This window comes from Phenylobacterium sp., from assembly GCF_016793285.1.
GTDB lineage: Bacteria > Pseudomonadota > Alphaproteobacteria > Caulobacterales > Caulobacteraceae > Phenylobacterium.
This window is the reverse complement of sequence record NZ_JAEUMO010000128.1, coordinates 45,301-64,093: the sequence shown is the minus strand read 5'-3', so window position 1 is coordinate 64,093 and position 18,793 is coordinate 45,301. Positions and strand designations below refer to the sequence as shown.

Below are 18,793 nucleotides of genomic sequence, written 5' to 3'. Positions count from 1 at the left end.
CCGGCCGGGGTTGCGGTCGAGCATCGCCAGGATCGCCGCGGCGGCCACCAGGCCGTCGTCGTAGCCGCGGCCGATCGGCGGATTGAAGAAGAAGTGGCCGCTCTTCTCGAAGCCGGCCAGGGCGCCAAGCTCGGCGGTCTTGCGCTTGATGTAGCTGTGGCCGGTCTTCCAGTAGACAGTCTTGGCGCCGTTGGCGGCCAGCACGGGGTCGGTGGCGAAGAGGCCGGTGGATTTCACGTCGACCACGAAGGTCGCGTCCTTGTGCAGGGCCGACAGGTCGCGGGCCAGCATCAGGCCGATCTTGTCGGCGAAGATCTCCTCGCCCTCGTCGTCCACCACCCCGCAGCGGTCGCCGTCGCCGTCGAAGCCCAGGCAGAGGTCGGCCCCATGCTCGCGGACGGCCTTGGCCATCTCGGTGAGCATGTGGTGGTCCTCGGGGTTGGGATTGTACTTCGGGAAGGTCCAGTCGAGGTCGCAGTCCATCTCGATGACCTCGGCCACGCCCATCCGGCGCAGTCCCTCGGGTGCGAAGGCCCCGGCGGTGCCGTTGCCGCACGCGGCGATCACCTTCAGCGGGCGCTTCAGGCTGACGCGCGCCGCGGCGTCGGCGATGTAGCGCTCGGCCACGCCGTCGATGTGGGCCAGCGAGCCGTTCGGACGCTGCTTCCACCTGCCGCCCAGCACGATCTCCTTGAGGCGGCCCATCTCGTCGGGGCCGAAGGTGAGCGGTCGCTGCGCGCCCATCTTGACGCCGGTCCAGCCGTTCTCGTTGTGGCTGGCGGTCACCATGGCCACGCAGGGGGCGTCCAGGTCGAACTGGGCGAAGTAGGCCATCGGCGAGACGGCGAGGCCGATGTCCAGCACCTCGCAGCCGGCGGCGACGAGGCCGATGGTCAGCGCCTGCTTGATGGAGAGCGAGTAGCTGCGGAAGTCGTGGCCGACGACGATGCGCTTCTGGCCCATCTCGTGGATCAGCGTGCCGAGGCCCAGGCCCAGCGCCTGGACGCCCAGCAGGTTGATCTCGGGCCCGAACAGCCAGCGCGCGTCGTATTCCCGGAAGCCGGTGGCCTTCACCAGCGGGGCGTTCTCGTACTCGAAGGTGTTGGCGACGAGGTCGGCACGGGGGGCGGGCAGCATCGGAACTCCGGGCAACGCGTGTCGGCGGCGTGTTTAGCCGCGGGATAGTGGGGGCGCCACTGCGGAAGGCTTAACGCGCGAGCGCGCCCAGGCGGCAGGCGCTACATCACCCCGGCGCGGAGCAGGTCGTGGACGTGCAGGATGCCGACCGGCTTGCCCCCTTCGACCACGAAGAGGACGGTCACGGCGGGGGGCGGGTCGCTCATCAGGGCCAGGGCTTCGCCGGCCAGCATGCCGGGCGGGGCGGTCTTCCTGGGACCGGGCGTCATCACCTCGCCGGCGGTGTGGTCCAGAAGGCCCACGATGTGGCGGCGCAGGTCGCCGTCGGTGATGGCGCCCAGAAGCACGCCCCTGGGATCCACGACTCCGACGATCCCCCAGCGCTTCTCGCTCATCACCAGCAGCGCCTCGCGCATCGGCGTCTGCGGCGCCACCAGCGGCAGCTCCTCGCGGCCGTGCATCAGGTCGGCGGCGGTGCGCAGCAGGGCGCCCAGCTTCCCCCCGGGGTGGAAGACCTTGAAGTCCTTCGGCTGGAACCCGCGCCGCTCCAGCAGCGCCACGGCCAGTGCGTCGCCCAGCGCCATCTGCAGGGTGGTCGAGGTGGTGGGCGCGTTGACCGCGTCGGCGGCCTCGGGGGCGTCGGGCAGTTGCAGCACGATGTCGGCGGCCAGCCCCAGCGCGCTCTCCCGCCCGGTGGTCATGCCGATCAGCGGGATATGGAAGCGCGCCGCATAGGCGATGATGTCGGCCAGCTCGCGGGTCTCTCCGGTCTTGGAGAGCGCCAGGATCACATCGTCCTGGCCGATCATGCCGAGGTCGCCGTGGCTGGCCTCGCTGGGGTGGACGAACATCGCCGCCGAGCCGGTGGAGGCGAGCGTCGCGGCGATCTTGCGCGCCACGTGGCCGGACTTGCCGATGCCGGTGCAGACGATCCGGCCTTTCGCCGTGAACAGGGCCTCGACGGCGGCGGCGAAGCTCTCGTCCAGCTCGGCGGCCAGCCGGGCCAGCGCCTCGGCTTCCGTCTCCAGCACGCGGCGGCCGACGGCGATGGTGTCGTTGCTCGTCATTGCGGCAGGGTCATTGCGATGGCGCGATGGCCTGGTTCTGGATCGTGCGGACCGCCTGGCGCGCCTGGTCGACGCGCTTCTGGGCGGCCTCGGTCTCGGCGCGCATCTTGGCCTGCATCTCGGCCGAGCGCAGCACCGGCTCGTGCCCGAACGGCGCCGGCGAGCGGTCGCCCAGCCCCTGCGGCCAGACGAGGGCCAGCGCCACAGCGGCGATCGCGCCGACGACGAGCAGGCCCAGGTAGAAGCGGTCGAACATGGCCCCGCTATAGCTCGCGTCGGGTTGACGGGGTAGGCCCCGGCGCCCTAGCCGGACGCTCCGACCAGAGGAGCCGCCGCCTTGCCGACCCTGATCCTGCTGCGCCACGGCCAGAGCCAGTGGAACCTTGCGGACCGCTTCACCGGCTGGGTGGACGTCGACCTGACCGCGCAGGGCGAGGCCGAGGCGAAGAAGGGCGGCGAGTTGATCGAGGCTGACGGCATCGCCATCGACCGGGTGTTCACATCGGTGCTCACGCGGGCGATCCGCACGTCATGGCTGGCGCTGGCCGCCGCGGGCCAGGTGTTCGTGCCCGAGGTCAAGGACTGGCGGCTGAACGAGCGCCACTACGGCGGCCTGACCGGCCTCAACAAGACCGAGACCGCCGCCCGGCACGGCGCCGACCAGGTGAAGGTGTGGCGGCGCAGCTACGACATCCCGCCGCCCGAGATGGCGCCCGGCGGCGAGTTCGATTTCTCGAAGGACCGCCGCTACGCCGGCGCGAGCCTACCGGCGACCGAAAGTCTGAAGACGACGCTGGAGCGGGTGGAGCCCTACTGGAACGCCGACATCGCGCCCTGCCTGAAGGCCGGCGAGACGCTCCTGGTCGCTGCGCACGGCAACTCGCTGCGCGCCATCGTGAAGCTGCTGTTCGGCGTGTCGGACGACGACATCGTGGGCGTCGAGATCCCGACGGGCAATCCGCTGGTCATCGAGCTGGACGCGAACCTGAAGCCGACCTCTGCGCGCTACCTCGACGCCGACAGGGCCACCGCCATCCCCGCGGTCTGAGCGGGAACGCGCAAGCCCGCGATGCGCCGGGGCGTCACGCGCAGCTCACGGCGAACCATGGCGATGAAGGCGCTGGCCGAGCCGTAGCCCAGTGCGATGGCGGCTTCGGTCACCGACACGCCCTCGGCCATCAGTTGCCGGGTCAGCAGCAGGCGCAGACGCCGGCGCCACTCGGCGAATCCCATGCCGGCCTCGGCCGGGAAGTGGCGGATGAACGAGCGGCGGCTCATGCCGGCCACACGGGCACAGTTCGTCGATGCCGCGGGCGTCGGTCGGGTCGTTCTGCAGCGCATCGGTGACGCGCAGCGGCGACACCTCGATCGCGAAGTCGAGCGCGCGGGAAGGCGGATCGGGATAGGCAGGGCTCATGCGCGCCTTCGCCGCCCTCGCTCATCCGCCGTTGGCCCGTCTCTGGGCCGGGTTGTCGCTGGCGGCTATCGGCGACCAGTTGCAGCGGATGGCGGTGATCTGGATCGCTGTGCAGCTCGCGGGTTCGAACGCCGGCTTCGTCGCATCGGCCGAGATGGGCGCGGTGCTGGTGGTCGCGCTCTTCGCTGGCGCCTGGACGGAGCGCTGGGACCACCGTCGCACGATGATCGCCACCGACCTGATCCGGGCGGTGCTGGCGCTGATCCCGGTGGCCGCCTGGCTGACGGGCCGGCTGGATCTCTGGACCGTGGTGATCCCGTCGGTGGCGCTGGCAGGCCTGCGCGGCGTGTTCGATCCCGCGCTTCAGGGCAGCCTGCCGCGGCTCGCCAGCGAGCCGCGGCTGCTGGTCAGCGCCAACGCGCTGATGGACGCCACCCAGCGCATCGCGCGGCTGGTGGGGCCGGGTGTCGCCGGCGCTCTGGCGGCCGTGATGCCGGCCGTGGGCCTCATGGCGATCAACGCCGCCTCGTTCGTGGCCTCGGCGCTCGCGGTCGGCAGCCTGAAGCGCGAGCTGCCGCGCCAGACCCATGACGCGTCGCGTTCGCGCAGGGAGATGCTGCTGGTGGGCGTGCGTGCGGTTCGCGCCCAGCCGATCTTCCTGTGGCTGCTGGCGCTGGGCGCGGTCATGTCCGGGTTCTGGATGGTGGCGCTGTGGCTCTGCGTTCCGCTGATCGTCCAGACGAGCGGCCTGACCGCTTTCGGCCTGGAGGGCCTGGCCGTCGTGGGGCTGATCACCGGCGCCTACGGGGCCGGCAACGTCGCCGGCAACCTCTTCGTCGGCGGCGTGGAGATCCGGCGGCCGCTGCGGATGGTGTTCGGCGGCAACGTGATCGTGGGTTCGGGCCTGGCGATGGCGGGCGTCGCCGCGCTGCTGGCGCCCCAGCCGCTCATCGCGCCGATGATGATGGCGGGCTGCGCGTTTGCGGCGTTCGGCGGACCGATCTGCGACGTGCCGGCCGCCACACTGCGGCAGACGGTGTTCGCCGCCCACGAGGTTCCGGCGGTCTATCGCCTGCTCATCGTCTTCGACTGGGGCGGGATGACGCTGGCCACCGCGCTCGCGCCCTTCGTGCTCGGGCTCGCCTCGCCGGCCGCCGTGATGGTGGCGAGCGCGGTCGGCATGGCCCTGGTCTCGGTGGCGGGCTTCCTGCGCCGCGACCTCGGCGTCTACGACGGCGCCTTCGCAACGCCGCGGCAAAGCCCCATGCTGGCGGAATGACCGACGAAGACGCCATGCGCCGCGCCATCGCGCTGGCCGCGACCCGTGTGGGGCTGACGGCCGAGAACCCGCCCGTCGGGTGCGTGATCCTGAACGGCGACGAGGTGGTGGGCGAGGGCGTCACCGGCGAGGGCGGTCGCCCGCACGCCGAGGAGCTTGCGCTGGCTCAGGCCGGCGACCGGGCCCGCGGCGGCGTCGCCTACGTCACCCTCGAGCCCTGCGCCCGGCGCTCGGCCGGCGGCGTCCCGTGCAGCGCGCGGCTCGTCGACGCCGGTGTGGCCCGCGTGATCTTCGCCTGTGCGGATCCGTCCGTGTTCGCGGCCGGCGATGGCGCGCGTCGGTTGCAAGACGCCGGCATCGAAGTAAACCAGGGGTTGCTCACCGCCGAGGCCGCCGCGCTGCTCGGCGGCTACGCGCCGGCCGGGCCCCCGGAAAGCCGCCGTTAATCGACCGCGCCTAACATGGTTCACAGGTTCTTCTCTCAGCCCGCCGGACCATGTCGCCCCCTGCTGTCGCCAGCACGCGCACCCTCGTCCAGACCCGCCTGACCCAGGCCGAGGTCGACGCCATCTGTGCGAAGCACGACCGGCTGTGGAGTTCGAAGCCGGGCGGCGCCCGCGCGGTGTTCGCGTTCAAGGATCTGTCCGGCACGGATCTGCACGGCCGCAACCTCTGCGACGCCGACTTCACGGGCGCGCTCCTCAGCGACTGCGACTTCAGGGGCGCGCGGCTCGACAACGCCACGCTCTTCTGCGCCGATCTGACCAGCGCCGACATGCGCGAGGCCTCGCTGCGGCGCGCCGACCTGCGTGGCGCCAGCATGCGCAACGTCAACCTGACCGGCGCCGACCTGTTCGAGGCCGACCTGCGCGAAGGCACCCTCGCCGCAGCCGACCGCCAGTTCGGCTTCCGCAAGCTCGAGACCGGGGCGGCGCACCTCGGCGAACTTCAGGGCGCGATCCTGGCGGGCGCAAACCTCGAGCGCTCGCGCCTCTCGGGCGCCGTCGCCGTGCGGGCCGACTTCACCGACGCGATCCTCAAGGACGCGAAGCTGATCCGCGCCAACCTGAAGCAGGCCTCCCTTGCGGGCGCGAACCTGTCGGGCGCCGACCTCTCGGGCGCGGACCTGGCCGGGGCCGACCTGCGCGACGCGATCCTGGTCGGCGCGCGCACGGTCGCGTGGAACGTCTCCGACGCGAACCTCACCGGCGCGCTGACCGACGATCCGGTCGGCCGGGCGCTGTCGGACCTGCCCTACGCCCAGATGATCGAGGACCACGCCCGTTGGTGCGAGACCGGCGGCGGGGAGGGCAAGCCCTCGTCCTTCGACAACGCCGACCTGCGCGCCCTGGGCTCGATCCGCGGCTACAACCTGACGGCGCTCTCGGCCAAGGGCGCGACGTTCTACGGCCTCGACATGGAGGGCGTGCAGCTCCAGGGCGCGCACCTGGAAGGCGCCGACCTGCGCAACTGCATCCTGCGCCGGGCCGACCTGCGGGGCGCCCGCCTCGTGGGCGCGAAACTCTCCGGCGCCGACCTGCGCGACGCCCAGATGGGTCCGCTGCTGCTGGGCGCCGACCGCGTGCTGCCGTGCAACCTGACCGGCGCGCAGGTCAAGGGCGCCGACCTCTCCAGCGCCGACCTGCGCCACGCCTTGTTCGCCGACGCCGACGTCAGCCGTTCGAACTTCACCGGCGCGCTGCTGAAGCAGGCCGACTTCAGCCAGGTCTCCCACCGCCAGGGGGCCCGCGGCCTCGACGACGTGATCTGACGCGGATGGTCCGGCTGCAGACGTCGTCAGAGGAGCCGTTCCTCCCGGGCCGCCGCAAGCTCTCCGAGGGCGAACTCGCCATCCTGCTGGACGGCCATGCGCGCCATCTCGCGGGCAAGGGCGGCAAGCGCGCCGCGCTGCCTTTCGTCAATTTCTCGGGCCTGAACCTCGCGGGCCGCCAGCTCGCGGGGGCGGACTTCACCGGCTCGGTGTTCGACGGCGCCGAACTCGCGGGCGCGAACCTCGCGGGGGCGATCCTGGCCGGCTGCGACCTGCGCGGCGCCGACCTGCGGGGCGCGAACCTTCGCAAGGCCGACCTGCGCGGCGCCTGCCTGCAGGCCGCCAACCTGGCCGGGGCCGACCTCACCGAGGCGGACTTCCGCCCCGGCGTCATCGGCCGCCCGCATCCGACCAAGGGCTTCCCGACCGTGGTCGAGGAAGGCCGCAGCGGTGAGATGGACGGCGCGAACCTCTCGGGCGCCACGCTGGACCGCTCGCTGCTCGACGGGCTCTACGCCGCGGCGGCCGACTTCTCCGACGCGTCGCTCAAGGGCGCGCGGATGCGCGACGCCAACCTGAAGGGCGCGAACTTCGCCGGCGCGCTGATGGCCGGCGCGGGGATGTCGGGCGCGGTCCTCGAGGATGCCGGGTTCGACGGCGCCGACCTCGCCGATGGCGCGCTGACCGGCGCCAGGACCCATGGCGCAAACCTCGCGGGCGCGGTCGAACCGCCGACGCGCGACGTCGTCGCGCGCTGCGCCAAGCTGGTCGAGCAGGCCCGCGCGCACGCGGCCTGGGTGGCCTCCGGCGGCGCCGAGGGGGCCCCGACGCGTCTCGACGACGCCGACCTGCGGCCCGCGGGCGATGCGCTGAAGGGCCTGCGCCTCACCGCCGTCAGCGCGAGAGGCGCGAACCTGGCGGGCCTCGACCTCACCGGCGTCCAGCTCCAGGGCGCGAACCTGGAAGCGGCCGACCTGCGTGGCGCGGTCCTGCGGAACGCCGACCTGCGCGGTTGCCGCCTCATGCGCGCCGACCTCACCCGCGCGGACCTCACCGACGCCGTGCTCTCGCCCCTGGCCCTCGGCGGCGACCGTTCGACGCCGGCCAATCTCACCGGCGCGCGGCTGCGCTACGCGAAGTTCGACGGCGCCGAGATCACCGGCGCGATCCTGCAGGACGCCGACACCCGCGGCGCCCGGCTCCCCAAATGAAGAAGGCGGCGCCCCCGCGAAGGGACGCCGCCTCGGTTCGACCGCCGGCTTCGCCGACAGCTCCCCCGATGGGGAGCAATCTGGCTTACGCGGCCTTTTCGCCTTCGATCAGGCTGCCTTGCGCGCCCGTGGTGATCGCGACGGTGCGCGGCTTCAGGGCCTCGGGCAGTTCGCGCTTCAGCGAGATCGACAGCAGGCCGTCGGCCAGGTTCGCGTCGGTGACGATCACGTAGTCTGCGAGTTGGAACCGGCGCTCGAAGTTACGCTCGGCGAGGCCGCGGTGGAGGTACTTGCGCGCTTCGTCGTTGGCGGCCTTGCGGCCGGCCACGGTGAGGAGGTTCTCCTTCACCTCGACGTTCAGCTCGTCGGGACGGAAGCCGGCGACCGCGATGTCGATGCGGTAGGCGTTCTCGTCGGTGCGTTCGATGTTGTAGGGCGGATAACCCGCGGCGCCGTCGGCGGCGGCGGTTTCCAGCAGGTTCGCCAGGCGGTCGAAGCCGACGACGGAGCGATAGAGGGGAGCGAAATCGATCGTACGCATGGGTTCACATCCTTCTTGCAAAGCAAGGTTGCGTTGTTTGCGTTGGACCTGTGACGACCCGGATTCGGCGTCGCCGGCAGCCCAAGGAGGCCCGGACATCCAGCGCCTCCGCCCGATGAGTTAGGTGGCGCGATTTGAGCGTTCAAGGGGCCGTCCCGCGACGTTTGCGCAGCCTGGCCCTTTCGGCGGTCAGCTTGGTCCGAGGTCGGGAAGCCGCGGCAAGAGTCTCGAGCATTCGACGGTTCAAGCGAACCGTCGAATGCACTAGCTTCGCGGACCCCTGAAGACGCTCCCTGGAGGACTCCATGATCCGTCTCGCTTCGGCCGGCCTTGCGGCCCTTGCGGTCGTCGTCGGCTATGCGCCGTCCTACGCTGCCGACGCCCAGCTCGCCGCCGCCGTCGCCGGCGCGCAGCGCGCACCTGAGAACAAGGCCCGCGACGGCGCGCGCCATCCGGCCGAGACGCTGACGTTCTTCGGGCTCAAGCCCAGGCAGACGGTGATCGAGATCTCGCCCGGCGGCGGCTACTGGACCGAAATCCTGGCGCCCTACGCCAAGGCGACCGGCGGGACCTACGTCGCCACGGCCGCCGACCTCGCCAACCCCAGCCTGTCGGAAGGCGCCAGGCGCGGCCGCGCGGCGTTCGAGACGAAGTTCGGCGACCAGGCGAAGTACGGCGCGGTCCGTTACGTGAACTTCGGGACCCAGTCCGGGCCGCTGGGCGCGCCCAACTCGGCCGACCTCGTGATGACGTCGCGCAACATCCACAACTTCATGATGCAGAACATGCTCGACAAGGTGCTGAGGGACGCCCACGCGGTCCTGAAGCCGGGCGGCATCCTCGCCGTCGAGGAGCACCGCTCGGATCCGAGGCCCGAGCTGCCGGGCGTGAGCAACGGCTATGTCGCGACCGCGACCGTCATCGCCGCAGCCGAGAAGGCGGGCTTCCGCCTCGCCTCGACGTCCGAGGTCAACGCCAACCCGAAGGACACCAAGGACCATCCGTTCGGGGTCTGGACCCTGCCGCCCTCGCGCTGGACGACCGCCGGCGGGCGCGGCTCGGATCCCAACTTCGACCGCACGAAGTACGACGCGATCGGCGAGTCCGACCGGATGACGCTCACCTTCGTGAAGGGCGGCTGAGGTCCCGCGACCTCCGCGGGCTTTGACGCGACCCCCGCCAGCGGGTAGCCCTGCCGCGGGGGGCGTCGCGAGAGGGGGTGGCGCGCCCATGATCACCGTTTCACGCCGCGGGCTCCTCGCGGGCGCCCTTGCGCTGGCCGGCTGCCGGGACAGGCCCGCGACGCCCGGGGTTGCGCCGGCGACCAGCATCGCTGCGGCGGTCGCCGGGCCGTGGCGTCCGGCCGCCGACCGCGTGCGGGACCGCTTCCGCCATCCCGCCGAGAGCCTCGCGTTCTGGGGTCTGAAGCCTGGCGCGACGGTGGTCGAGTTCTGGCCTGGCGCCGGCTGGTACACCGAGATCCTGGCGCCGTTCCTGGCTGCGACGAACGGTCGGCTCTATGCCGCGCACCTGCAACCGGGCGACACCGCCGACGCCTCGGCGCGCGACGTCGTGCAGGCGTTCCAGGCCCACTTCGCCGACGAGAGGCTGTACGGAAAGATCGCGCTCACCGCGTTCGGGCCGACCAGCGGTCCGGTCGCGCCGGCCGGCAGCGCCGACCTCGTCCTCTTCCTGCGCAACCTGCACAACTGGATGGCGGCCGGCGTCGCCGAGAAGGCGTTTCGCGATGCGTTCCTGGCGCTGAAGCCCGGGGGTGTCCTGGGTGTCGAGGAGCATCGCGCCGCTCCCGGGCGCGTGCCCGACCTGCTGGCCGAGGACGGCTACGTCGACCAGGCATACGCCGTCCGGCTGGCGCAGGAGGCGGGCTTCCGGCTGGCCGCGAGCAGCGAGATCAACGCCAACCCCAGGGACACCCGCGACCACCCCTTCGGCGTCTGGACCCTGCCGCCCGTGCGCCGCTCGTCGCCGCGGGGCGAGGCGTTCGATCCGGCCTTCGATCACGCGAAGTACGACGCCATCGGCGAGAGCGACCGGATGACGCTGAAGTTCGTCAAACCGAACTAACAGTGGTCACGGTGTGTTTACACGCGGGACGCGTGCGGCGAAGCTCGCGTGATTCACGAGAACCCGATGGGGACATGGCCACTCTCGAGGAGCTGACCGACAGGATCCGCCGCGCGGCGGAATCCGGGGCGGGGCTCTCCCGCACCGTCACGCTCGACCTGAAGGGCGAGGGCTACATCCATGTGGCCGGAGCAAGCGTGACCAACGAGGCCGCGCCCGCCGACCTCACCGTCCGCATCAGCCGCGCCGACCTCGAGAAGCTGGGCAAGGGCGAACTCAACCCCATGAGCGCGGTGATGACCGGACGCATGAAGCTTTCGGACATGGGGCTCGCGATGAGCCTGACGCCCGAGATCCAGGCCCTCTTCGAGAGGGCGGTCTAGAGCCCTCCGATGTTCGAGCCCGCCCCCCTCCTCGACATCCCCGAAGATCCCGTCCCGCCCGCCGGCGAGGCGGGCTGGTTCGTGGGCCTCGCCGGCGCGAAGCTGCGTGCGGCCGTGTTCCGCCCGGCGGGCAAGCCCCGCGGCTCCGTGGTGCTGTCCGGCGGTCGCACCGAACCGATCGAGAAGTACTACGAGACCATCCGCGACTTCACGGATCGCGGCTTCGTCGTCCTCGCGCACGACTGGCGGGGGCAGGGGCTGTCGCAGCGGGAGCTGGCCGACCGGCTCAAGGGCCACGCCAAGGGCTACAAGCCGTTTCTCGAGGACTACAGGCGGCTGCTCGACAGCCACGAGGACCGGCTGCCGAAGCCGTGGATCGCGGTGGGCCACTCGATGGGCGGATGTCTGACGCTGCTGGCGCTGGCGAATGGCGAGCGGCGCTTCGCCGGCGCCTGCCTGTCGGCGCCGATGCTGGGCCTGCAGTTCGGCAAGTACTCGATCGGGACGGCGGCGATGCTGACGCGGCTGTCGCTGACCTTCGGCCGCGCCGGGCGATACATGCTGGGCCAGTCCGGGGCCCCGTTCGACGATACGTTCGAGGGCAACCCGCTCACACACGACCGCCGACGCTTTGCACGCTACCATGCGCAACTGAAGGCCAACAACGACCTGGCCCTGGGCGGGCCCACCTGGGGCTGGCTCGACTTCGCGCTGTCGGCCACAGCCTTCCTCGCCCGGCCCGAGCGGCTGCGCGGCGTGACCATTCCGGTCGAGATCGTCTCGGCCGCCGAGGACAAGCTGGTCGACAACGCCGCGCAAGCGGCCGCGGCCCGCAATCTGCCCCAGGGACGCCTGATCACCGTGCCCGGCGCCTACCACGAGATCCTGATGGAGACCGACGACATGCGTAACATCTTCCTGCGGGTGTTCGACGCGCTCACCGGCAAGACCGCGCCGAAGCCCACCGAGGCCCCGAAGCCGGCTGCGGCTCCTGCGCCGACCCCGGCGCCGGTGGCCAGGGCTCCCGAACCCGCCCCGGCGCCCGCGCCGACACCGGCCCCCGCCCCCGCCCCCGTGGCGGCCGCGCCGGCTCCGGCGGCGGCCAAGCCCGCGGCGCCGAAGCCGGCAGCCAGGAAGCCCGCGGCCAGGAAGGCGCCGGCCGCAAAGAAGGCTGCGCCCGCCAAGGCCGCGCCCGCGCCGGCGAAGGCTGTCGCTCCGAAGGCTGCCACCCCCAAGGCGGCGGCGAAGCCTGCGGCCAAACCCGCGACGGCGAAGAAGGCTCCGGCGGCCAAGAAACCCGCGGCGCCCAAGCCGGCTGCGAAGCCCGCCACCGCCAAGGCTGCGCCGAAGGCCGCCAAGCCCGCTCCCGCGAAGCTTGCTCCCGCCAAGCCTGCGGCCTCCAAGGCTGCGGCTGCGAAGCCTGCGGCCAAGCCGGCTGCGGCGAAGAAAGCCCCCACCGCCCCCAAGCCGGCGCCCAAGCCCGCGGCCAAGCCGGCCGCGGCTGCGAAGCCTGCGGCGGCCAAGGCGTCCGCCCCGAAGCAGCCCGCCGCCGCGAAGAAGGCCGCCGTTCCGAAGAAGCCCGCGGCCAGGAAGGCGCCGGTCAAGAAGTAGGGGTCAGTTCGCCGATCGCCTGAGCGCGACCAGCGCCTCGTCGAGGCAGGCGCGGTCGCCGGCGATCACGATCTGTCCGCCGTTCGGTCCCACGGGCTCGCCGCGCCAGTCGGTGGTGAGCCCGCCCGCGCCGGCCACGACGGGAATCGCCGCGTCGATGTCCCAGGCCTTGAGGCCCGCCTCGATCACCATGTCCATCGTGCCCGCCGCCACCATGGCGTAGGCGTAGGCGTCGCAGCCCAGCCGCGCGAGGCGGGCGGCGGCCCGCACCTGCGTCCAGGCGCCCAGTTCGGCGCCGCTGAAGCAGGCCTCGGGATCGGTGGTGGCGATGATCGCGCCGGTCAGCCTGGGACAGGGCCGCACCCTGAGCGGTCGCTCGCCCTGCGCCGTCACCAGCCGCGAGCCGCCGGCGTGGCCGATGTAGACCTCGCCGAGATAGGACTGGCCGATGGAGCCCAGCACGGGCTTCCCCTGGAAGCGCAGGCCGATGAGGGTGGTCCAGAGGGGCAGCCCCGCGATGAAGGCGCGCGTGCCGTCGACGGGATCGAGGACCCAGACGAACTCGGAGTCCGCCCGGTCCTCGCCGTACTCCTCGCCGATGACGCCATGGTCGGGATAGCGCTCGGCGATGAGCTCGCGGATGGCGCGCTCGGCGCCCTTGTCCGCTTCGGTCACGGGGTCGAAGCCGATCTCGTACTTGTTTGAGAGCCCGTGCTCGCCGCGGAACAGGGGGAGGATGGCCTCCGCGGCGGCGCGGTTGAGTTCGAGCAGGAAGGAGTCGAGCTCGGCCAGGCGGGTCTCTGGGAGGAGGGCGGTCATGCGACCGCCATACCCCGCCGCGGCGGAAGTCCTAAGCTTCGATCTCGCCGTTCATCGCCTTGGCGAGGTCCAGCAGGCGGCGGCGGGGCCGTTCGCCGAGCTGGTAGTAGGCGTGGATCAGGTCCTGGGTCTCCTTGGAGGCCAGGGTCTCGCTCGTGGAGGAGGTTTCACGCTCCAGGTGCTCGCGCTGATCGCGGGTCAGACCTTCGTAGAAGTAGCTGACGGGGACCTCCAGCACCTCGGCGAGCTGCCACAGGCGGGCCGCCGACATGCGGTTGGCCGCACATTCGTACTTCTGGATCTGCTGGAAGCGGACCCCGCAGGCGTGCGCCAGCTCCTGCTGGGTCAGGCCCAGCAGACGGCGGCGTCGACGCAGGCGCCGGCCCAGGTGGATGTCGATCTCGTCCATGGAATCCCCGACCATGATTTCCCTTTGTCCCGGTTCGGGACTCCGTGGTTGAGACATCGCAAGTCGCACGCCAGCAGCCTCCATTGCCGAACGCGGGCGGCCGCACCTAAGAAGGTAAATGGCCGCACGTAACCATTCATACGTGACAGAACTTGTTTGGATGCTGGAGGCCGCGTTATTTGACGCGTTTCGGGCGCTCGCCCGCCTCTTTCCCATTGATTATGTATCAAATTCCGGCGCCTGGCTATGTCGGAGGCTCGGGCCGCTGACCACCGCTCATCGCGTGGCGGAAAGGAATATCCGGATCGCCTTTCCTCACCTCACTGACGCCGAGGTCAAGACTCTCCTCCAGGAACAATGGACTGAACTGGGTAGATCGCTAGCCGAGTTCGCGATCCTCGACCGTGTTGTAGCCGACGAATCGCGGCTTGCCATCGAGGGGGAGGCCCTGCTGGGCGCAATCGCCGCAGGGGAACGGCCGGTCGTGTTCATTTCCGGCCACTTCTCCAATTTCGAGATGATGGCGGCGGCGATGGTCCGCTGCGGCGTGCGGGTGCAGGTGACCTATCGCGCCATGAACAACCCGCGCATGGACGAGCGCGTCCGGCGCACCCGGTTCAGCTACGGCGTGCGGATGTTCGCGCCCAAGGGGCTGGAGGGCGCGCGCGAACTGATGCGGGCCATCGGCCGGGGCGAGTCCGTCGCGCTGCTGAACGATCAGAAGTTCAACGGCGGCGTCGAGGTCCCGTTCTTCGGCGTTCCGGCCATGACCGCGCCCGGCCCCTCCACCTTCGCGCTCCGTTTCGGGATTCCGATCCAGCCGCTGAGCGTCCAGCGGACCGGACCGGGCGCGCGGTTCAGGGTGGTGGTTCACGAGCAGATGGTGCTGGAGGCCACCGGCGACCGCGACGCCGACATCCACGAGGGCGTCCGCCGCATCACCGCCTTCATCGAGGATCGCGTGCGCGCGCGGCCCGCCGAGTGGTTCTGGGTCCACCGCCGGTGGCCGAACGAAGTCTATCGCAGATAGGCGTGCCTCCCGCATACCGCGGGAAGGGAGCGCTTCGCTAGCGCTGCGTCTCCTGCCAGCGCTTCAGGGACTCGGCGGGGCCGGCGTAGGCCTCCTGGAGTTCGGCGCTCCAGTAGCGGAGCTGCTCCAGCGGGATCTTCTGGCCGGTGACGGCGCAGAGCACATAGCGGCCCGGCTTCAGCACGGCGTAGTCGCCGTCGCCGTAGTGCAGCCTGGCCTGGTCGGCGCCGAGGTTCCGGTCGTGGGCGTTCATGAGCGCCTATCTAGTCCTTCTGCGCGTCTCAGAACAGATCGCCCTGATCGGCGGCGGGCGCCTTGCCCCTCCGCGCCGGTTTGCGTGCGATCGTCGGGTTGGCGCCGGGCTGGCCGTCGATGACCGCCTTGCGCTCGGTGCGGTCGCCGAACTTGATGGTCACCTGTTCGCCGTCGCCCAGCAGGCCGCCGTTGATGACCAGCGAGCCGTCGCCGCGTGTCACCAGGGCGAAGCCGCGATAGAGCGGCCGCTCGGGATCCACTGCCACGAACAGCTTCGAGACCGCCGACAGCCGCTCGGCCGCACGGTCCATGCGCCGGGCCGCCGCCGGCGGCAGGCGGGCGGCCAGGCCGTCCAGGCGCTGCCTCCACACCTGCTGCGGCCGCTGCAGCAAGAGCGGCGACAGGCGCGCCGAGACCGCCAGCAGGTCGCGCTCGTGCGCCGCCTGGTTCCGGGCCAGGCTGGCGGCGAGCCGGCCCGAGACGATGTCGAACCGCTGCTCGGCCAGCCGCAGCATGTCGGGCACGCGGGCGAGCGCCCGGCCGGCGTGCTCGATGCGCGTGCGGCGGTCCTCGACGACGCGGCCGCCGCAGCGATGCATGCGTCCGCCGAGATCGGAGATCAGCGCCCTGAGTTCCGCCAGCACCGGCGTCGCCATCTCGGCGGCGGCGGTCGGCGTCGGCGCGCGGCGGTCGGAGACGAAGTCGATGAGGGTGGTGTCGGTCTCGTGGCCGACGGCGCTGATGAGCGGGATCGTGCTCTCGGCCACAGTCCGGGCCAGGGCCTCGTCGTTGAAGGCCCAGAGGTCCTCCACCGAGCCGCCGCCGCGCGCCACGATCAGGACGTCCGGCCGTGGGACCCGCCCGCCGGGCTCCAGCGCGTTGAAGCCGCGGATGGCGGCGGCCACCTGCGCCGCCGCCTGCTCGCCCTGCACCACCACGGGCCAGACGATAACCCGGCACGGCCAGCGGTCGCGGATGCGGTGCAGGATGTCGCGGATCACGGCCCCGGTCGGGCTGGTCACCACGCCGACGACGGCCGGCATCGCCGGGATCGGCGTTTTTCGGGCCGCCTCGAACAGGCCCTCGGCGGCCAGCTTCTGCTTCAGCCGCTCGAGCTGGGCCAGCAGCGCGCCGATGCCGGCCACCTCCATCGTCTCGATGACGATCTGGTAGCGGCTGCCTTGCGGATAGGTGGTGATCTTGCCGGTGACGATCACCTCCAGCCCCTGCTCGGGCCGCACCGACAGGAACCGCGCCTGCGTCTTCCAGACCACGCCGTCGATCGCCGCGCGATCGTCCTTCAGCGTCAGGTAGATATGGCCGTTGGAGTGGTGGGTGACCTTCGACAGCTCCGCACGCAGCCGCACGAAGCCGTAGGCGTCCTCCAGCGTCCGCTTCAGCGCGAAAGCCAGCTCCGAGACGGAGTAGGGCCGGGCATTGCCGGTCTCGTCGGTCAGGGCGGTGGCGTCGGTCATCTATCGTCCAGTCCCACCTCTGCCGGGGAGGTGGCCCGAAGGGCCGGAGGGGCTTCGACTCGAGACAGGTTGAGCGGCGAGTCCCCGTGAACGGAAGGATTGCAGTCGAGAGGAGCGCGCGGAAGCCCCCTTCGCCCGCGGGAGCTCCCCGCGGGAGAGCAAAGAAAGAGACGCGCCCGGGACCTGAGGCTCCAGGAGCTTCGGTTCCGGTCGCGTCTCCCATCCCCAACGGATAGTCAGTCCGCTCTCCGCGGATCAGATGTAGCGGCGCAGGCTCCGGGCGAGCTCGGCGGCGCTGGACTTCTTCTTCGCCTGGGCGGGCTGGTAGGCCACCGTGGCGTGCTCGTGGCAGTAGGGGCCATTCTCTTCCGAGCGGCGGCCGCAGAAGGTGAAGTTGTCGAGGGCGGGATCGCCGATCGGCCACTTGCACATGTGCGCGCCCAGGGTCAGCACGGTCGCCGTCCCGGGCGTCTCGTCGACATAGCGGACGGGGGTCGGCGCGGCGTGAGCCGTCACCGGCTCGGCGATGCGGCGGGGCGCGGCCGGCGCGTGGGTCAGCGCCCGCGCCGGACGCGGGGCCTTGAAGGTGGTGCGCTGGGGCTTGGACGGCGTGGCCCGGCCCGAGAGGCCCAGGCGATGCACCTTGCCGATCACCGCGTTGCGGGTGACGCCCCCCAATTGCTTGGCGATCTGGCTGGCCGAAAGACCGTCCTGCCAGAGCTTCTTCAGAAGTTCGACGCGCTCGTCGGTCCAGCCCATGGATCCCTCCCAACCAGAGGTCCCGAAGCCGTCCCCACGACCCGGGATCAACATCTTGTGGCGGCGGACGTTTGTGTCCCTCACCAACCACTATCAGTAGTAAACAACTCGATAACGGCCACAATAGGCGCCATCGCTTCCATCCACAGGAACTAGATGTAGGGGCAGTCCTCTGCGTTCGCTCACCGTGCGGGGCCGGCCCCGCTCAGCGAGCGGAGGGGCCGCCGGAGGGGCGAAGCCTTGCGCGGTCCGCCTTCCCGGCGCACACGGGGACGATGCGAGATATGCCGATCGAGGAAGCTGTCCTGCCGCCGCTGCCGCGGGCGTACCACGGGATCAACTGGGAGGGTCTGAAGACCCTCTACATCCGGGAGATCCAGCGCTTCTGGAAGGTCGGCATGCAGACGCTGGCGGCGCCGGTGGTGACCGCGCTCCTCTACATGCTGGTGTTCGTGGTCGCGGTGGGGGGCGGTCGCGACGTGCATGGCGTCCACTACGGGACCTTCGTGGCGCCGGGCCTGATCATGATGCAGATCCTGTCGAACGCCTTCGCCAACTCCTCGTCTTCGCTGCTGCAGGCGAAGTTCAACGGGCTGATGGGCGACTTCGTGACCCCGCCGCTGTCGGCCCTGGAGCAGATGATCGGCTTCGGCGCCGGCGCCGCCACCCGCGGCATCGTGGTGGGCCTGGTCAGCCTGGTCGCCATCCTGCCCTTCGCCGCCCTGCCGGTCGCCCATGTCTGGGCGATCCTCTACTTCGGCGTCGGCGCGGCGCTGATCATGGGCTTCATCGGCATCATGGCCGGGCTATGGGCCGAGAAGTTCGACCACATGGCCGCGGTCACCAACTTCGTCATCATGCCGATGACGTTCCTGTCGGGGACCTTCTACCTCGTCGAGCGCCTGCCCGAGCCTTTCCGCACGGCCAGCCACTACAACCCCTTCTTCTACCTGATCGACGGCTTCCGCTACGGCTTCATCGGCCAGGCGGAGAGCAACCTCGCCATCGGCGCGATCATGACCGGCGTGCTGGTGCTAGGCCTGGGCTGGACGTGCCTGTGGATGTTCAGGGTCGGCTACAAGATCAAGACCTGACCGGCGGGAATTCGGCCGCCCAGCGGATCGCCGCCTCCGTCTCGCCCGGCTTGAAGACGCGCGCCTCGAACTGCGGGAAGATCGGATCGAGGATCTGCATCCAGGCCTTCAGCCAGGGTTCCTCGGTGACCACCGCGACGCGGGGGAAGCGGCTCCACTGGCCGATCCGGGTCAGGTTGTAGCGAAGGTCCTTCATCAGGGCTTCGGCGGTCATCGTCTCGAACCCGGTCATGTCGGCAAAGACCCCGACGCGTTCGTGCGCCGCCAGCTTCGCATCCAACGCCTCGACCATGCGGTCGAAGTCCTGCGCGTCCAGCTTCCCGGACACGCGGCAGGCCAGCACCTGATCCGGCGCGCTCAACAACTCCATCATGGCTTTGCGCCTCCTTGCCGCTTCATTGCTCCCGGCGTCGCCGCCCCGCCCTGCGCTCGATCAACGCCGCGCGGGCG

The 18,793-nt window shown here is 71.1% G+C and carries 22 protein-coding genes; 11 read left to right on the top strand and 11 right to left on the bottom strand.

What is annotated here, in order from left to right; all coding sequences use genetic code 11:
* From JNL41_RS12770 to JNL41_RS12760, 3 genes are all read right to left on the bottom strand, one after another.
* On the bottom strand, window positions 1-1,137 hold a 1,137-nt coding region (locus JNL41_RS12770; RefSeq protein WP_293475480.1), incomplete at its 3' end, for a phosphomannomutase/phosphoglucomutase.
* Window positions 1,138-1,238: 101 nt separating this feature from the next.
* Window positions 1,239-2,204: a KpsF/GutQ family sugar-phosphate isomerase gene (locus JNL41_RS12765; protein WP_293475478.1), complete on the bottom strand. Its 966-nt coding sequence runs from the start codon at window positions 2,202-2,204 to the stop codon at window positions 1,239-1,241.
* A gap of 10 nt (window positions 2,205-2,214) precedes the next feature.
* Entirely contained in the window at window positions 2,215-2,460 is a 246-nt protein-coding gene (locus JNL41_RS12760; protein ID WP_293475476.1) for a hypothetical protein, read from the bottom strand.
* A gap of 81 nt (window positions 2,461-2,541) precedes the next feature.
* Between JNL41_RS12760 and gpmA the strand changes: the two genes are divergently transcribed.
* Window positions 2,542-3,252, top strand: coding sequence for a 2,3-diphosphoglycerate-dependent phosphoglycerate mutase (gpmA, locus tag JNL41_RS12755; protein WP_293475474.1), 711 nt, complete (start codon window positions 2,542-2,544; stop codon window positions 3,250-3,252).
* Here gpmA and JNL41_RS12750 read toward each other — a convergent pair.
* Window positions 3,210-3,545: a helix-turn-helix domain-containing protein gene (locus tag JNL41_RS12750; RefSeq protein ID WP_293475472.1), complete on the bottom strand. Its 336-nt coding sequence runs from the start codon at window positions 3,543-3,545 to the stop codon at window positions 3,210-3,212. The genes gpmA and JNL41_RS12750 overlap by 43 nt on opposite strands.
* A gap of 74 nt (window positions 3,546-3,619) precedes the next feature.
* Here JNL41_RS12750 and JNL41_RS12745 point away from each other — a divergent pair, with 74 nt between their 5' ends.
* From JNL41_RS12745 to JNL41_RS12730, 4 genes are read left to right on the top strand one after another with little or no spacing between them, the layout of a single operon-like run.
* Window positions 3,620-4,900: an MFS transporter gene (locus tag JNL41_RS12745; RefSeq protein ID WP_293475470.1), complete on the top strand. Its 1,281-nt coding sequence runs from the start codon at window positions 3,620-3,622 to the stop codon at window positions 4,898-4,900.
* Window positions 4,897-5,346, top strand: coding sequence for a deaminase (locus JNL41_RS12740; RefSeq protein WP_293475468.1), 450 nt, complete (start codon window positions 4,897-4,899; stop codon window positions 5,344-5,346). Before JNL41_RS12745 ends, JNL41_RS12740 begins: the two co-directional genes overlap by 4 nt.
* Before the next feature lie 50 nt (window positions 5,347-5,396).
* Entirely contained in the window at window positions 5,397-6,671 is a 1,275-nt protein-coding gene (locus JNL41_RS12735) for a pentapeptide repeat-containing protein (RefSeq protein WP_293475466.1), read from the top strand.
* Between the two features lie 5 nt (window positions 6,672-6,676).
* Window positions 6,677-7,882, top strand: a complete 1,206-nt coding sequence (locus JNL41_RS12730) for a pentapeptide repeat-containing protein (RefSeq protein WP_293475464.1) — start codon at window positions 6,677-6,679, stop codon at window positions 7,880-7,882.
* Between the two features lie 85 nt (window positions 7,883-7,967).
* On the opposite strand, the gene JNL41_RS12725 is transcribed toward JNL41_RS12730, so the two are convergent.
* Window positions 7,968-8,423 (bottom strand): Hsp20 family protein, encoded by a 456-nt coding sequence (locus JNL41_RS12725; RefSeq protein ID WP_293475462.1) that lies wholly within the window; start codon window positions 8,421-8,423, stop codon window positions 7,968-7,970.
* Between the two features lie 305 nt (window positions 8,424-8,728).
* On the opposite strand from JNL41_RS12725, the gene JNL41_RS12720 reads away from it, so the two are divergent.
* The 4 genes from JNL41_RS12720 (at window position 8,729) to JNL41_RS22555 (ending at window position 12,502) form a co-directional block, all read left to right on the top strand.
* Window positions 8,729-9,565, top strand: coding sequence for a methyltransferase domain-containing protein (locus JNL41_RS12720; protein WP_293475460.1), 837 nt, complete (start codon window positions 8,729-8,731; stop codon window positions 9,563-9,565).
* Window positions 9,566-9,653: 88 nt separating this feature from the next.
* Complete coding sequence (locus tag JNL41_RS12715; RefSeq protein WP_293475458.1) at window positions 9,654-10,508, top strand: methyltransferase; 855 nt, start codon at window positions 9,654-9,656, stop codon at window positions 10,506-10,508.
* A gap of 74 nt (window positions 10,509-10,582) precedes the next feature.
* Entirely contained in the window at window positions 10,583-10,891 is a 309-nt protein-coding gene (locus JNL41_RS12710) for an SCP2 sterol-binding domain-containing protein (protein WP_293475456.1), read from the top strand.
* Window positions 10,892-10,900: 9 nt separating this feature from the next.
* Window positions 10,901-12,502, top strand: a complete 1,602-nt coding sequence (locus tag JNL41_RS22555; RefSeq protein WP_365698220.1) for an alpha/beta hydrolase — start codon at window positions 10,901-10,903, stop codon at window positions 12,500-12,502.
* A 3-nt stretch (window positions 12,503-12,505) separates the two neighbouring features.
* Here JNL41_RS22555 and hisN read toward each other — a convergent pair whose 3' ends face one another.
* Together hisN and JNL41_RS12695 are read right to left on the bottom strand one after the other, a co-directional pair.
* Window positions 12,506-13,321 (bottom strand): histidinol-phosphatase, encoded by an 816-nt coding sequence (gene hisN, locus JNL41_RS12700; protein WP_293475454.1) that lies wholly within the window; start codon window positions 13,319-13,321, stop codon window positions 12,506-12,508.
* A gap of 31 nt (window positions 13,322-13,352) precedes the next feature.
* On the bottom strand, window positions 13,353-13,745 hold the full coding sequence (locus JNL41_RS12695; RefSeq protein ID WP_293475453.1) for a helix-turn-helix transcriptional regulator: 393 nt from the start codon (window positions 13,743-13,745) through the stop codon (window positions 13,353-13,355).
* Window positions 13,746-13,890: 145 nt separating this feature from the next.
* Between JNL41_RS12695 and JNL41_RS12690 the strand changes: the two genes are divergently transcribed.
* Complete coding sequence (locus tag JNL41_RS12690; protein WP_293475451.1) at window positions 13,891-14,760, top strand: lysophospholipid acyltransferase family protein; 870 nt, start codon at window positions 13,891-13,893, stop codon at window positions 14,758-14,760.
* A gap of 37 nt (window positions 14,761-14,797) precedes the next feature.
* Here JNL41_RS12690 and JNL41_RS12685 read toward each other — a convergent pair whose 3' ends face one another.
* The 3 genes from JNL41_RS12685 to JNL41_RS12675 all read right to left on the bottom strand — a co-directional run bounded on the left by JNL41_RS12685 (window position 14,798) and on the right by JNL41_RS12675 (window position 17,249).
* The gene (locus JNL41_RS12685; protein ID WP_293475449.1) at window positions 14,798-15,013 is read right to left on the bottom strand and encodes a DUF2093 domain-containing protein; all 216 of its coding nucleotides are present in this window, start codon (window positions 15,011-15,013) and stop codon (window positions 14,798-14,800) included.
* Window positions 15,014-15,041: 28 nt separating this feature from the next.
* Entirely contained in the window at window positions 15,042-16,490 is a 1,449-nt protein-coding gene (xseA, locus tag JNL41_RS12680) for an exodeoxyribonuclease VII large subunit (RefSeq protein ID WP_293475447.1), read from the bottom strand.
* A gap of 255 nt (window positions 16,491-16,745) precedes the next feature.
* Window positions 16,746-17,249 (bottom strand): GcrA family cell cycle regulator, encoded by a 504-nt coding sequence (locus JNL41_RS12675; protein WP_293475445.1) that lies wholly within the window; start codon window positions 17,247-17,249, stop codon window positions 16,746-16,748.
* Between the two features lie 275 nt (window positions 17,250-17,524).
* Between JNL41_RS12675 and JNL41_RS12670 the strand changes: the two genes are divergently transcribed.
* Window positions 17,525-18,343: an ABC transporter permease gene (locus tag JNL41_RS12670; RefSeq protein ID WP_293475444.1), complete on the top strand. Its 819-nt coding sequence runs from the start codon at window positions 17,525-17,527 to the stop codon at window positions 18,341-18,343.
* On the opposite strand, the gene JNL41_RS12665 is transcribed toward JNL41_RS12670, so the two are convergent.
* Window positions 18,333-18,716 (bottom strand): STAS/SEC14 domain-containing protein, encoded by a 384-nt coding sequence (locus JNL41_RS12665; RefSeq protein ID WP_293475442.1) that lies wholly within the window; start codon window positions 18,714-18,716, stop codon window positions 18,333-18,335. The genes JNL41_RS12670 and JNL41_RS12665 overlap by 11 nt on opposite strands.
* Window positions 18,717-18,793 lie beyond the last annotated feature (77 nt).

Excerpts from the sequence above, each read along its gene's own strand:
- JNL41_RS12765 (WP_293475478.1), bottom strand. The coding sequence starts at position 2,204 with ATGACGAGCAACGACACCATCGCCGTCGGCCGCCGCGTGCTGGAGACG.
- JNL41_RS12760 (WP_293475476.1), bottom strand. The coding sequence starts at position 2,460 with ATGTTCGACCGCTTCTACCTGGGCCTGCTCGTCGTCGGCGCGATCGCC.
- JNL41_RS12750 (WP_293475472.1), bottom strand. The coding sequence starts at position 3,545 with ATGCGCTGCAGAACGACCCGACCGACGCCCGCGGCATCGACGAACTGT.
- JNL41_RS12745 (WP_293475470.1), top strand. The coding sequence starts at position 3,620 with ATGCGCGCCTTCGCCGCCCTCGCTCATCCGCCGTTGGCCCGTCTCTGG.
- JNL41_RS12740 (WP_293475468.1), top strand. The coding sequence starts at position 4,897 with ATGACCGACGAAGACGCCATGCGCCGCGCCATCGCGCTGGCCGCGACC.
- JNL41_RS12735 (WP_293475466.1), top strand. The coding sequence starts at position 5,397 with ATGTCGCCCCCTGCTGTCGCCAGCACGCGCACCCTCGTCCAGACCCGC.
- JNL41_RS12730 (WP_293475464.1), top strand. The coding sequence starts at position 6,677 with ATGGTCCGGCTGCAGACGTCGTCAGAGGAGCCGTTCCTCCCGGGCCGC.
- JNL41_RS12725 (WP_293475462.1), bottom strand. The coding sequence starts at position 8,423 with ATGCGTACGATCGATTTCGCTCCCCTCTATCGCTCCGTCGTCGGCTTC.
- JNL41_RS12720 (WP_293475460.1), top strand. The coding sequence starts at position 8,729 with ATGATCCGTCTCGCTTCGGCCGGCCTTGCGGCCCTTGCGGTCGTCGTC.
- JNL41_RS12715 (WP_293475458.1), top strand. The coding sequence starts at position 9,654 with ATGATCACCGTTTCACGCCGCGGGCTCCTCGCGGGCGCCCTTGCGCTG.
- JNL41_RS12710 (WP_293475456.1), top strand. The coding sequence starts at position 10,583 with ATGGCCACTCTCGAGGAGCTGACCGACAGGATCCGCCGCGCGGCGGAA.
- JNL41_RS22555 (WP_365698220.1), top strand. The coding sequence starts at position 10,901 with ATGTTCGAGCCCGCCCCCCTCCTCGACATCCCCGAAGATCCCGTCCCG.
- hisN (WP_293475454.1), bottom strand. The coding sequence starts at position 13,321 with ATGACCGCCCTCCTCCCAGAGACCCGCCTGGCCGAGCTCGACTCCTTC.
- JNL41_RS12695 (WP_293475453.1), bottom strand. The coding sequence starts at position 13,745 with ATGGTCGGGGATTCCATGGACGAGATCGACATCCACCTGGGCCGGCGC.
- JNL41_RS12690 (WP_293475451.1), top strand. The coding sequence starts at position 13,891 with ATGCTGGAGGCCGCGTTATTTGACGCGTTTCGGGCGCTCGCCCGCCTC.
- JNL41_RS12685 (WP_293475449.1), bottom strand. The coding sequence starts at position 15,013 with ATGAACGCCCACGACCGGAACCTCGGCGCCGACCAGGCCAGGCTGCAC.
- xseA (WP_293475447.1), bottom strand. The coding sequence starts at position 16,490 with ATGACCGACGCCACCGCCCTGACCGACGAGACCGGCAATGCCCGGCCC.
- JNL41_RS12675 (WP_293475445.1), bottom strand. The coding sequence starts at position 17,249 with ATGGGCTGGACCGACGAGCGCGTCGAACTTCTGAAGAAGCTCTGGCAG.
- JNL41_RS12670 (WP_293475444.1), top strand. The coding sequence starts at position 17,525 with ATGCGAGATATGCCGATCGAGGAAGCTGTCCTGCCGCCGCTGCCGCGG.
- JNL41_RS12665 (WP_293475442.1), bottom strand. The coding sequence starts at position 18,716 with ATGATGGAGTTGTTGAGCGCGCCGGATCAGGTGCTGGCCTGCCGCGTG.